Genomic DNA, 12,077 nt, shown 5'->3' on the forward strand with positions numbered 1-12,077 from the left:
GCGAGGAGCGGATCTCGGTGATGGTCGTCGACGACCACCCGATGTGGCGCGACGGGGTGGCCCGCGACCTGACCGAACACGGCTTCGACGTGCGGGCGACCGCACCGGACGCCGACGCCGCGCTGCGGATCGCGCGGACCGTCCAGCCCGACGTCGTGCTGATGGACCTGAACCTGGGCAGCACGTCCGGGGTGGACGCCACCCGCGAGATCACCGCGGCGCTGCCGTCGACGAAGGTGCTGGTGCTGTCCGCGAGCGGCGAGCACAAGGACGTCCTGGAAGCGGTGAAGGCCGGCGCGTCCGGGTACCTGGTCAAGTCGGCGTCCGCGGCCGAGCTGGTGGACGCGGTGCACCGGACCGCGGCCGGCGACCCGGTGTTCACCGCGGGCCTGGCCGGGCTGGTGCTCGGCGAGTACCGGCGGATGGCCGACGCGCCGGCCGGCGACGCCGAGCCGCCACGCCTCACCGAGCGCGAGACCGACGTCCTGCGCCTGGTCGCGAAGGGGCTGACCGCGCGGCAGATCGCCGAGCGGCTGGTGTTGTCGCACCGCACGGTGGAGAACCACGTGCAGTCGACGCTGCGGAAGCTGCAGCTGCACAACCGTGTCGAGCTGGCGCGGTACGCGATCGAACACGGCCTCGACGCGGAGTAGCTACGGCAGCACGGCGAAGCCCGACCAGCTCGACTTCGGCAGCGCCGCCTTGCCCAGCCGCCAGGCCGGTTCGCCCGGGTGCCACGCGGCCAGGACGCCGTCGGCGAGCACCAGGTCGCCGTCCTCGGACCAGTCGAACCCGCCACCGCGCTTGAGGTGCTCGGTGACGAACGGCATCGCGGCGACGTGCTCCCAGTCCGGCCCGGCCAGGCGCAGCAGCCAGAGGTCGCGGGTCTGCGTGCTGGTGCCGCGGTAGGCGGGGTTGGCGAAGTCGACGGCCCAGATGCCGCCGTCGCGGGACGGCACGACGGTGGGCGTCCGCGCGACCACCGGCCGGCTGAGCTGCCGGCGGCTGTTGTTCCGCAGGTCGACGAGGGTGAACTCGGTGAGGCCGTCGAGGAGCATCCGGTCGCCGGCGACGCCGAGGATGCGCGGCGCCTGCTGCACCGTGCGGCCGGTCTCCGGGTCGATCAGCGCGTCCGTCGACTCGGCGACGCCGGAGTTGATGGTGATCAGCAGGCCGTGCGGGGTCCCGGCCCGCACCTGCGTGCGGCAGCTGGCGGACTGGCCGTGGCCGAGCTCGCCGCCGGCGAGGGAGACGCGCTGCAGCCGGCAGGTGTCGGGCGCGTCCTGCCGGATGACCCACACACTCTCGCCGTCGACCGCCGGGGCCACCGACCAGGCGCGGCCGAGAGAGCGCGGCGGGCTCGCGGGGCCGGTGTAGGCGAAGACCTCGAAGGGGTCGTCGCTGCCGGCCCCCGTCGGGTAGGCCGTCAGGACGGCGTGCGTCCCGACCCGGACCACGCTGATCCCCAGGTCGCCGCCGGGGTAGCCGGGCGGGGTCGCGACGGGTCCGCCGTCGGCGTCGAACAGGGTCGGGCCGGTGGTGGGGATGAGGGCGGTGATGCCGATGCCACCGGTCGCCGGCACGCCGGTGAGGCCTTCCGGCAGGGTCGGCGGGGCGGTCGGCGGCGTGCTCGTGGCGCTCGGGCTCGGCGGTGGCGCTTCGGCCGTGCACCCGGACAGCACGAGGAGCGCCGCGAGGGCCGCGGCGGCGCGGAATACGGGTCCGTTCAGGGTTTTCCCCCGATCTCCCTGGTGAGATCCGGTTCTACCATCGTGACCATGGGCGAGGAAGAGACGACGGCGGCGGAACCGGTGACCGAGACCAAGCCGTTGAGCGAGCGGGATCTCCGGGTCTCCGACGACGAGCGCGAGCACGTCGTCGGTGTGCTGCAGAAGGCCATCGGCCGCGGGATGATCGACCTGGACGAGTTCACCGAGCGCACCGACCGCGCGCTCGCGTCGCGGACCCGCGGTGAGCTGAACGCCGTGCTGGCCGACCTCGCCGGGCTCTACCACCCCGCGGCCGCCGTCGCGCCCGCCCCGCAGTACGCGCCGCCGGTGGGTTACGGCGGTTACTCGCCCGGCCGCCGGTTCGAGCTCAACGCGAAGTACTCGTCGCTGGTCCGCAGCGGGCCGTGGATCGTGCCGCCCGAGCTGGTGGTGCGCAACAAGTACGGCTCGACGAAGCTCGACTTCACCGAGGCGCAGGTGCAGTCGCCGGTGGTGCACATCGAACTGGACGCCAAGTGGGGTTCGGTCGAGGTGATCATCCCGGAGCACGCGGCGGTGGACGTCAACTCGATCACCGACGTCAAGTTCGGCTCGCTGGAGGACAAGACGCACAGCAACGGGCACATGGGGAACCCGCGGTTCGTGCTGAGCGGTCGCGTCCACGGCGGTTCGCTGGTCATCCGGCACCCCCGGCGGGGGTTGTTCGGCTAGCCGGGGCCCCTCTGCCCCCGGCGTCAAGAAGGCCTCCCCACCCAGGCATCGGGTGGGGAGGCCTTCGCCGGTTTCAGGCGGCCCGGAGGTTCCGCGCCACGAAGAAGACGAGCGCGGCGAACGCGACGGCGGCCAGCCCGGCGACGACGTGGAGGCCGGCGGCGAAGCCGTGCGCGCGGGCGACGGCGTTGCCCAGCGTGCCGACGGTCGCGATCCCGATGGCGTAGCCGAACTCGTTGACGGTCTGCGCGAGCGAGGCGGCGGCGCCGGCCTTGCGCACCGGCACCGAACCGACGACGAGGTCGGTCCCGAGGGCGACCATCGGCCCGACGCCCAGCGACGTCACGGCGAACCCGATCGCGGGCCACACCGGTCCGGCGGCGGGGTCGGCGAGGGCGAGCACCGCCATCCCGGCGGCGGCGAGGGCGACCCCGCCGGCGATGAGGACGTTCGTCTTGACCCGGCGCGCGAGGTGCGGCGCGGCGAGGAAGCTGACGGTGGAGGCGGTCATCCCGGGCAGCAGCCCGAGTGCCGCCCCGACCGGCGAAAGGTGCTGCGCGACCTGCAGGAACTGCGCGGTGAAGAGCATCGTCGTCCCGCCGAGCATGCTGAACAGGAGCATCCCGCCGAGCGTGGTGCGGAAGGCCTTCGCGGTGAAGAGGCTGAAGTCGACGAGCGGATCCTTCAGCGCGCGTTGCCGCTGGTAGAAGACGTACCCGACGGCCAGGCCGATGATCAGCGCGGTTGCCGGGACCGGGTGGAAGCCGTCTCGAGCCAGCTCCTTGACGCCGTAGACGGCGGGCAGGATGGCGGCGAGGGAGAGGAACACGCTGGGCAGGTCGAGCCGGCCGGCGTGCTCGTCGCGGTACTCGGGCAGCAGCTTCGGGCCGATGACGAGCAGCAGGACCATGGCGGGCACGCCGAGCAGGAAGACCGAGCCCCACCAGAAGTGCTCGAGCAGGACCCCGCCGACCATCGGGCCGATGATCGCGCCGACGGTGAAGCAGCCGGCCCAGATGCCGATGGCCTGCGCGCGCTGCTGCGGGTCCTTGAACATGGTCCCGATGAGCGAAAGCGTCGACGGCGCGAGCGTGGCCCCGGCGATCCCGAGCACGGCCCGCGCGGCGATGAGCACGCCGGCACTGGGGGCGAAGGCCGCGCCGACGGAGGCGAGCCCGAAGGCCGCGGCCCCGATGAGCAGCAGTTTCCGCCGCCCGATCCGGTCCCCGAGGGTCCCCATGGTGACCATGAACCCGGCGACCATGAAGCCGTAGGTGTCCATGATCCACAGCTGCTGGGTGCCGTCGGCGTGCAGCCCGGCGGCGAGCTTCGGCAGCGCGAGGACGAGGACGAAGACGTCGAGCGAGACGAGCAGGGTGGGCAGCGCGAGCACGGCGAGGCCGATCCACTCCCGGCGCCCGGCCCTCCCTGCGCCGGCCGGCGTCTCGACCGGCTGTGTCGCTTCGGCGGTGATGGTCATGGCTGCGTCCTCTCGGCTCGGGTGCTCTCACTCCCTCGTCGAGCGGGCCGGGCCGGAATCGACAGCCTGCCGGAAATTCGCCGTGAAGGCCGCCTTGGTTGGCAGGCGGCCTTCACGGTTTGGGACGGGTTGTCCACACCCCTCGATTAATGTGGACAACCGCGCCCGGCCAGCGTCGCACAGGTCAGCACTGTCGGTGATGGCCGATAGACTGAAAGTGGGGGGGCACCCCCAAGAAAACGGAGTAGCTCAGGGACGAGCGGCCGCGCGCGCCGCCGCCGGGTCGGACGTCGCCAACGCCGCCTCGGCCAGCGCCTCGCACTCCGCGAGCGTCGTCGAAGCCAGGCTCGCGCCCACCGAACGGACCGCCGGGGCGTTCATCGACAAGCTCGTCAGGCCCAGGCCCGCCAGGACGAGCGCCAGCCGCGGGTCCGCCGCGGCCTCGCCGCACACGCCGGCCGGCTTGCCCGTCGCCTTGGCCGCGTCGCCGATCAGCTTCAGCAGGCGCAGCAGGCCCGGCTGCCAGGGGTCGTTGAGCTTCGCCACCGCGCCCAGCTGGCGGTCCGCCGCGAACGTGTACTGGGCCAGGTCGTTCGTGCCGACCGAGACGAAGTCGACCGCCTCGAGGATCTCGCGGGCGCTCAGCGCCGCCGCCGGGATCTCGATCATCACGCCCGCCCGGGCGATGCCCGCCGCCCGGACGCGCTCGGCGAACCAGGCCGCTTCCTCGACCGTCGCGACCATCGGGGCCATCACCGAAACCTCGGCGCCCGAGTCGGCGGCCGCGCCGGCGATCGCCTCGAGCTGACGGTCCAGCACCTCCGGGCGGTCGAACGCCACGCGCAGCCCGCGCACGCCGAGCGCCGGGTTCGGCTCGGCCTCCGGCGACAGGAACGCCAGCGGCTTGTCGGCGCCCGCGTCCAGGGTCCGGACGATCACCGGCTTGCCGCGGAACGGCGAGAGCACCGCCGTGTACGCCGCGCGCTGGTCGGCGACCGACGGCTCGTCCGAGGCGTCCAGGTAGCAGAACTCGGTGCGGAACAGCCCGACACCTTCCGCGCCCGCTTCGGCCGCCGCCTGGGCGTCGGCCGGGGAGCCGACGTTGCCGTAGACCTTCACGCGCTGGCCGTCGGCCGTCGCGCCCGTGCCGTTCCACTCCGCCAGCTGCGCGACCGTCGCCGTGACGACCGGCGCCGACGGGTCCACGACCTCGACCGCGCCGGTGTCGCCGTCGACGGCCAGCGCGTCCGCGTCCAGGGCGAGCAGCCCGCGCACCGCGACGACGGCCGGGATGCCCAGCGCCCGCGCGAGGATCGCCGTGTGGCTGGTCGGGCCGCCTTCTTCGGTGACCAGGGCGAGCACCTTCGCCGGGTCGAGGCCCGCGGTGTCGGCCGGCGCGAGGTCGCGCGCGACCAGGACGCTCGGCGACGCCAGCTCGGGCACCCCCGGCGGCGCGATCCCGAGCAGCTCGGCGATCAGCCGGTCCCGCACGTCGCGGACGTCGCGGACGCGCTCCGCCATGTACCCGCCCGCGGCGGCCAGCGCCTCGGCGAAGCCCTCGGCCGACTGGTAGACGGCACGCGCGGCGGGCAGCCCCTGTGTCTGGACCAGCTGCTGCGCCTGCGAGGCGAGCGCCGGGTCGGCGGCCATCGCGGCCGTCGTGATGAGAATTGTGGCCGCCTCGCCGGTCGCGGTCTCGGCCTGCTTCTCCAGCCGCGCGGCGACGGCTTCGGCGGCCGGGGCGATCCGGGCGGCCTCGGCGGCGGGATCGGCCGGGGCGGGGGTGGCGGCGGGTTCACCGAGCGGCTCCGCGACGCGGACGACGGGACCACTCGCGCGGCCGGGGCTGACGGCGACCCCGGACAAGAACTCCGCCGACGTACGCTGCTCAGCGGAGGCGGCATCCAACTCAGACATGGTCTAGACCATAGCTCAGATAGGCCTGGATATCTCGTGGTGGCGGGCACAAGCCGCGTCGACGTACCTGTTCGAGCACCGGCCCGACCTCCTCGTGCCACCAGGCTTCGGCCAGTTCGTCCCGGCTGTGGACCGGCCGCCCGGCCAGCATACGGCGGAAACCCCAGGCCTCGGCCGAGTCGGCGAGCCGGAACCAGTCGGCCGGGTCGTCGAGCCAGAGCCCCAGCCGGACGTCGTCGGGCAGCGGGACGCGCTCGAGGAACATCCGCTCGGCGGTCTTCGACGGCAGGTCCGCGAGGGTCAGGCAACGCATCGCCGAGGCGATCGTGCAGATCCGGCGGACCCGCGCGCGGATGACGCGAGCTTCGCGCGCCCGGGCGATGGCGACGCGGTGGTGGCCGTCCTCGACGAAGAACATGTCGGCCAGCCGCACGAGCCGCACCGGCGGGAGGTCGGCCGACGTGCGCGTCAGGTACTCCCAGCGCTCGCGCAGCGCCCGGTTGCGCGGCCGGAACTCGCGGTCGAAGTCGCCGGCGCGGGCGACCGTCCCGACGATGCCCTCCAGCGGCACGTCGTAGACGCCGTCGTCGAGCTCGTACTGCTTGCCGAGCGCCTTCAGCGTCTCCTCGAGCGGCATGATCGCCAGCCGGTCGGGCCGCCGCGCCTCCGCCACCGCCCTCAGCTGAGCGGCATAGCCACGCCACCAGGCCGAGCCGAACGAGTCGCCCATGTGCGGTGCAACACAGCCGTCCGGATGATCATTCCCCCAGGTCGGCGGCGGTCGGGTAGGACGGCTGGGCCCCGGGCCGCGTCACGCTGAAGGCCGCGACGCGCACCGCACGCTCCGCCGCGGCCACCAGGTCGGCGCCGTCGGCGAGCGACGCCGCGAGCGCGCCCGCGAAGGCGTCACCGGCGCCGGTGGTGTCGACGGCCTCGACCTTCGGCGACGCCACCTCGGTCATCTCGTCTGCTTCGACGACGACCACGCCCGCCGCGCCGAGCGTGACGACGGCGGCACGCGGCCCGAGGTCGAGCAGTGTGCGGAAGTCCGCGCCGGGCCCGGTCAGCCAGGCGGCCTCGTGCTCGTTGACGAGCAGGACGTCGAGCTTCCCGAGCGTTTCCGGGGAGAGCTTCGCCGCGGGCGACAGGTTCAGCAGGACCTTGACGCCCTTCTCGGCGGCCCGCGCGACGGCGTGCTCGATCGTCGGCAGCGGCACTTCGAGCGAGGCGACCATGACCTCGACGCCGTCGAACACGGCGTCGACGTCGGCGGGCTCGAGACTCGAGTTGGCGCCGGGGGACACGAGGATCGCGTTCTCGCCGTCGGGGGTGACGGTGATGTAGGCGATCCCGGTCGGCCGCTCACTGGTCCGGACCAGTCCGGTGTCGACGCCCGCCGCGCGCAGCGAGTCGAGCAGCAGCCGGCCGTACGGGTCGTCGCCGACCGCGCCGAGCAGCGCGACGTCCGCCCCGAGCCGCCCCGCCGCGACCGCCGTGTTGGCCCCCTTGCCGCCCGGCGAAAGCACGGTGTCGCCGCCCAGCACCGTCTCGCCGCCGGCCGGCCGCCGGTCCACCGTGACGACCAGGTCGGCGTTGGCGGATCCCACAACGAGCACGTCGGAGTTCATCTCCGCACTGTCCCATGAGAGCCGCCACGACAGCCGTCCGACCAGGTCGGAACGGCGCCGGTGAGGAAAGTGAAGGTTTTTGTAACTTATCCGGCGTTGAGTGCGACAATCATGCGAGCAGCGGATGCCCGTCACTCGATCGGGGGATGTCCGTCCCCCGGCCGTCACTTCGCGGACCGGTCCCGCTCTCCTGACGCGTCATCACGCGAGCGTGGTGACGTTGCCCCAGCCGGCGTGAGCCGGACAGGGCATCGGGTCGCCGGCGCCGATCACGTAGCCCCCCGAGTGATCGGCGTCGGCGGCGCCCTGCCCCGGCGCCGCGAATCCCCGGGTTTCCCCACCCGAGCGGGCGGCCAACCGGGTGTTTCGGCAGCTCAGCGGCCCATAGCGTGCGAGCCATGAACATCGCCGACTGGAAACGAACGATCTACGCGGTCCTCGCGCTCCCCGCTTACCTGGCCGGGCCGAGGGCGCGGAGACGCCTGGCGAAGCGCTGGCTGGACGCCGAACCGCGCCACGATGGCTTCCTCGCCGGTGTCGCGGCGTTCCCGGTCGCGTTGCTGGTCTGGTACCTCGTCGGCCGGATCGCGACCTTCGGGTTCTTCTGGACCGAGGCCGGCGCGGCCGGGTCGTGGGGCGGTCCCTCGCTGATCGGGGCCTGGGCCGTGCACTTCTTCTGCGCGCTCGGCATGTCCGTGGTGTGCATGTGGCTGCTGCGGCCGCTGACCCGGCGGCAGGTGCGGGTGCCTGACCAGGTCGATTCGACCCACCGGACGTAACCGGTGCGCTATTGTGCGTAACGCAAGAGGGGTGATCGAACGCGAGGGGAGCGCTGTTCGGTGGGGTTGTTCGGCGACATGCTCGATGCCGCGAAGCACGTCGGATCGGAAATAGCGCACACGGTCGAGTCCGGCGCCGAGGGGATCGGCAAGGTCATGACCGGCGCCGGGATCGGCGCGCTCGCGGGCGGGCCGATCGGCGCCGTCGCGGGTGCGTACGTCGCGTCGCAAACAGGTACCGGGGCCGCGAACCCGCAGGCCGCGGGGTTGTCACCGGGGCAGCTGGTCCAGGCCGTCATGCGCGGGCCGGGCACCGGCTCGCTGCAGTCGGTGCACCAGGCGGGCGTCGACCAGTCGACGTACCAGCGCCGGCTCGAACAGGGCACGCGCGAGCTGACCAGCGGCCTCGAATCCGCGTGGACCGGCGGCGCTTCGGACGCGGCCCGCGAACGGCTCCAGCCGCTGACGGCGTCTGCAACATCGGCGTCCACGACCCTGGACCGCAACTCGACGCTGGCCCAGACGCAGATCGACCAGTTCCACCTGATGAAGAACTCGCTGCACCCGGACGTCACCGACCAGCCGCCGACCCGCAGCGCCTGGGACGTCGCGACGCCGTGGGACACCGACACCGAAGACAAGATCAACCAGTACAACCAGAAGGCCTCGGAGAACGTCGAGCGGTACAACGCGTACTCGCAGCAGTCGAGCTCGAACACCGCGAACCGCACGATCGACTACGGCCAGCTCCGCGAGTACACCGGCGGCGACTTCACGGTGGAGGACCCGAAGGACCCGGTCGAGCCGCCGAAGAAGCGGGCGCGTTCCGACGTCGGCGGCGGTGACGACCGGTCGATCGGCTCGCAGGTGCAGCCGCCGCCGGCGGTCCACCCGCCGGTTCAGCCGGTCCAGCCGCCGGGTCAGGTGACGCCGCCGCCGGGCTCGGTGCCGCCGGGGGTGGACGACAGCGTCCGGGCGCAGGGTTACGTGCCGCCGACGTCGACGCAGTTCCCGCCGGGCTACCAGCCACCGGGAACGGGACCGGGCTTCGGTCCCGGCTCCGGCCCGGGAGCCGGCGGCGGTTTCGGCCCCGGCTTCGGTGTGGGCGGCGGATTCGGGCCGGGCAGCGGCTCCGGCCCTGGTGGTTTCGGTCCGGGCTCGTCTGGCACCAGCTCGGGCTCCCGCGGACCGGGTGCGTCCACGGGAGCCGGGGCGCTGGGCGAAGGACGTCCTGGCACGGCCGGCGGAATGCGCCCCGGCGCGACGGGCAAGCCGGGTTCGTCCGGAATGGGCGGCATGGGCCACGGCGCCAAGGGCGGCAAGTCCGAGGACGAAGAGCACCAGCGCGCGTCGTACCTGGTGGAAGCCGACCCGGAGAGCGTCTTCGGCGGCTCCGACGAACGGACTGTGCCGCCGGTGATCGGGCTGTGATTTTCCTGCCCAAGGCCGCGCTGCTGACGGCGTGGGAGTGGGAGCGGCACGGCCCACCACCGGCGGTCCTCGGCGCCGACAACCTCTGGCTGGGCGACGAGACCCGCAAGCGCGTCGAGGAGAAGGTGCTCGACGTCCTGGCTTCCCTGCGCCTCGCGACGGGCGGCACGCTGACGCGCGAGTTCCGTGAGGTGCTGCGCGTCCTGGCGAAGGGCGCCCACCAGTTCACGGCGTGGCTGGGCGACATCGAGGCGGACGAATCGGGCGCGGTCCTGGTGTCGGCGGACGGCCCGGACGTGGTCCGGCTGGTCCGCAAGAACGACCAGGTCCGGATCGACCGGGTGGAGCCGTCGAGGCTGGCCGAGTCGCTGGTGGACGTCCTGCCGCCGGTGCCGCCGGCGCGGATTTCCCCGGTGTCGATCCCGGAGGGGCGGTTCTCGGGCCGCGCGGTGGAGCAGTCTTACGACCTGGCGGACCCGACCCTCGATCGCGGCCGCGACCCGCTGCCGTGGGCGCGGCGGCTGATGGCGGCCCGGCGGACGGGGCTGCATCAGTGCTACGCGGTCAACCGGGGTTCTCGCAGTGCGCCGATCACGGCGGTGGACGTCGCCGGGGAGGGGCGGGTGCTGACGTACGTGTACCCGGGCCGCGAGCGAATGGTCAGTTTCCAGCCGGGGACCCGGGGTGCGCTGGTCGACGTGCTGTACGCGACGCTGAACGGAATGGGGGGACGATGACCGGGTTTTTCAGCGGGGTCGGGTTTTGGGCCACTGATCTGGTTGGTGGGGCTTCGGCGCCGGCTGGTGGGCAGGGGTTCGCGATGAGCTCCGAGGAGATGCGGTCGATGCTCAAGAAGGCGGAGAACCTCCGCAAGGAGATCAACGAGCAGTACCGCACGGCGTCGTACCTTTCCCGTGCTGACCCGCCGGCCGACGAACCGGCCAGCAACGCCGCGGTGAACGGCGAGAACGGCATCAACGCGGCCGGCCGCTACTACGAAGGTCACCTCCGCTACCAATACGGGTACCTGACCGAGTTGATCAGCCGGCTCCGGAAAGCGCTGGGGATCACCGAAGCAGTCGACGAGCAGGCAGCCGAGACCACCAAGAAACGCGGGATGGCCGAATGACCAGGCGAAGCACCACCCTCACCGTCGTCACCGCGTGCGCGGTGCTGCTGGCCGGATGCACCGGCGAGCGCGGGACAGCGCAACCGGCCTCCACGTCCCCGGCGGCCGAGTTGCCCAACAGCGGGGCTCCCAAGGTCGAGAACCCGCTCCCGGCCAAGGTGCTCGACGGCAGCCCGTGCGACACCGCTCTCACCGCCACGCAGGTCAGCGACGTGCTGGGTGACACCGGCCAAGGGAAGTCCCAAGACGAGGCACTCGGGCCGCTCTGCCAGTGGGACAGCTCATCGGGGAGCGGGGCCGGGCTGACGGTCGGCTACGACACGAAGTCGGACCAGGGAATCAGCCTTTCCTACAAGAACACGAAGCCGAAGTCCACGTTGTGGAAGGAGCTCGAGCCGGTCCAGACCTACCCGGCGATCGCCTACGGAGATCAGTCCGACAAGCGGCTGTGCAACGTGGTCGTCGGCGTGAGCGACGAGCTGACCTACGGCGTGACACTGACCCTGGGAGACAAGGCCGCCGCGGACGGGAAGGACGCTTGCGAGCTCGGCCGCACCGTCGCGGACATGGTGATGACCAACCTCAAGGCGCGGGTCTAGGTTGGCTGCTTGGTCGCGAGTCGCCGCGGTCGGTGGGCTTCTGCTGGTGGCTGGGTGTGGCGGCGAACGTGGGTCGGCCAGTCCAGCGCTGTCGAGTGTGGCGGCTCTTCCGCACGACGGTGCTCCGGAGGTCGGCAACCCGCTCCCGGCGACCGTGTTGGACGGCAGCCCGTGCGACTCGGCTCTGACGGCCGAACAGGTCACCGGCTACCTCGGAGAAACAAGGGCACCCAAGCCGGACGACACGGTGCTGGGTCGCACGTGCGACTGGAACAGTTCCTCCGGCAGCTCGGCCGGCATCTTGGTCGGTTACGACACCAAGACCGGGGAGGGGCTCAGCCTTCCCTACAAGAACGAAAAGCCGAAGGCCAAGCGCTGGGTCGACGACCTCGAACCGATCCAGGGTTATCCCGCGGTCGGCTACGTCGACACCGGGACGACCGACAACCGGACCTGCGTGATCGTCGTCGGCATCTCCGACGAGCTGGCGTACACGGTTTCACTGAGCATCGGTGACTCAGCCGTCCAAGCCGGCAAGGATACCTGCCAGCTCGGGCGGGGTGTGGCCGACACCGTGCTCACCAACCTCAAGGCGCGGGCCTGAGCTGCACCTTTCGTTACGCCGGAGATCGCGTTAATGCAAGATTTGTCGTAGTAAGCGCCTAGACTGTTC

At 72.3% G+C, this 12,077-nt stretch carries 13 protein-coding genes; 8 read left to right on the forward strand and 5 right to left on the reverse strand.

Features of this window, described 5'->3' with window-relative positions; translation table 11 throughout:
• The first annotated feature begins 20 nt into the window (after window positions 1–20).
• On the forward strand, window positions 21–653 hold the full coding sequence (locus tag M8542_RS42610; protein ID WP_257926120.1) for a response regulator: 633 nt from the start codon (window positions 21–23) through the stop codon (window positions 651–653).
• Here the strand turns inward: M8542_RS42610 and M8542_RS42615 are convergent, their stop codons facing one another.
• On the reverse strand, window positions 654–1,682 hold the full coding sequence (locus M8542_RS42615) for a hypothetical protein (RefSeq protein WP_257926083.1): 1,029 nt from the start codon (window positions 1,680–1,682) through the stop codon (window positions 654–656).
• A 96-nt stretch (window positions 1,683–1,778) separates the two neighbouring features.
• Between M8542_RS42615 and M8542_RS42620 the strand changes: the two genes are divergently transcribed.
• The gene (locus tag M8542_RS42620) at window positions 1,779–2,441 is read left to right on the forward strand and encodes a DUF1707 SHOCT-like domain-containing protein (protein WP_257926084.1); all 663 of its coding nucleotides are present in this window, start codon (window positions 1,779–1,781) and stop codon (window positions 2,439–2,441) included.
• A 73-nt stretch (window positions 2,442–2,514) separates the two neighbouring features.
• Here M8542_RS42620 and M8542_RS42625 read toward each other — a convergent pair whose 3' ends face one another.
• The 4 genes from M8542_RS42625 to M8542_RS42640 all read right to left on the reverse strand — a co-directional run bounded on the left by M8542_RS42625 (window position 2,515) and on the right by M8542_RS42640 (window position 7,466).
• Complete coding sequence (locus M8542_RS42625) at window positions 2,515–3,921, reverse strand: MFS transporter (RefSeq protein WP_257926085.1); 1,407 nt, start codon at window positions 3,919–3,921, stop codon at window positions 2,515–2,517.
• Between the two features lie 249 nt (window positions 3,922–4,170).
• The gene (ptsP, locus tag M8542_RS42630; RefSeq protein WP_257926086.1) at window positions 4,171–5,838 is read right to left on the reverse strand and encodes a phosphoenolpyruvate--protein phosphotransferase; all 1,668 of its coding nucleotides are present in this window, start codon (window positions 5,836–5,838) and stop codon (window positions 4,171–4,173) included.
• Complete coding sequence (locus tag M8542_RS42635) at window positions 5,831–6,568, reverse strand: hypothetical protein (protein ID WP_257926087.1); 738 nt, start codon at window positions 6,566–6,568, stop codon at window positions 5,831–5,833. Before M8542_RS42635 ends, ptsP begins: the two co-directional genes overlap by 8 nt.
• Window positions 6,569–6,596: 28 nt before the next feature.
• Window positions 6,597–7,466: a ribokinase gene (locus tag M8542_RS42640; RefSeq protein WP_257926088.1), complete on the reverse strand. Its 870-nt coding sequence runs from the start codon at window positions 7,464–7,466 to the stop codon at window positions 6,597–6,599.
• A gap of 398 nt (window positions 7,467–7,864) precedes the next feature.
• Between M8542_RS42640 and M8542_RS42645 the strand changes: the two genes are divergently transcribed.
• The 6 genes from M8542_RS42645 (at window position 7,865) to M8542_RS42670 (ending at window position 12,008) form a co-directional block, all read left to right on the forward strand.
• A complete protein-coding gene (locus M8542_RS42645; RefSeq protein ID WP_257926089.1) occupies window positions 7,865–8,245 on the forward strand; it encodes a hypothetical protein in 381 nt (126 codons plus the stop codon).
• A 60-nt stretch (window positions 8,246–8,305) separates the two neighbouring features.
• Complete coding sequence (locus M8542_RS42650; protein WP_257926090.1) at window positions 8,306–9,676, forward strand: hypothetical protein; 1,371 nt, start codon at window positions 8,306–8,308, stop codon at window positions 9,674–9,676.
• Window positions 9,673–10,413, forward strand: a complete 741-nt coding sequence (locus M8542_RS42655) for an ESX secretion-associated protein EspG (protein ID WP_257926091.1) — start codon at window positions 9,673–9,675, stop codon at window positions 10,411–10,413. Before M8542_RS42650 ends, M8542_RS42655 begins: the two co-directional genes overlap by 4 nt.
• Window positions 10,414–10,496: 83 nt before the next feature.
• Window positions 10,497–10,805, forward strand: a complete 309-nt coding sequence (locus tag M8542_RS42660; RefSeq protein WP_257926092.1) for a hypothetical protein — start codon at window positions 10,497–10,499, stop codon at window positions 10,803–10,805.
• Window positions 10,802–11,404 (forward strand): DUF3558 domain-containing protein, encoded by a 603-nt coding sequence (locus tag M8542_RS42665; protein WP_257926093.1) that lies wholly within the window; start codon window positions 10,802–10,804, stop codon window positions 11,402–11,404. Before M8542_RS42660 ends, M8542_RS42665 begins: the two co-directional genes overlap by 4 nt.
• Window positions 11,405–11,450: 46 nt before the next feature.
• On the forward strand, window positions 11,451–12,008 hold the full coding sequence (locus M8542_RS42670) for a DUF3558 domain-containing protein (protein ID WP_257926094.1): 558 nt from the start codon (window positions 11,451–11,453) through the stop codon (window positions 12,006–12,008).
• Window positions 12,009–12,077: the final 69 nt, after the last annotated feature.

Origin of the sequence: Amycolatopsis iheyensis (assembly GCF_024703995.1) — a bacterium.
GTDB lineage: Bacteria > Actinomycetota > Actinomycetes > Mycobacteriales > Pseudonocardiaceae > Amycolatopsis > Amycolatopsis iheyensis.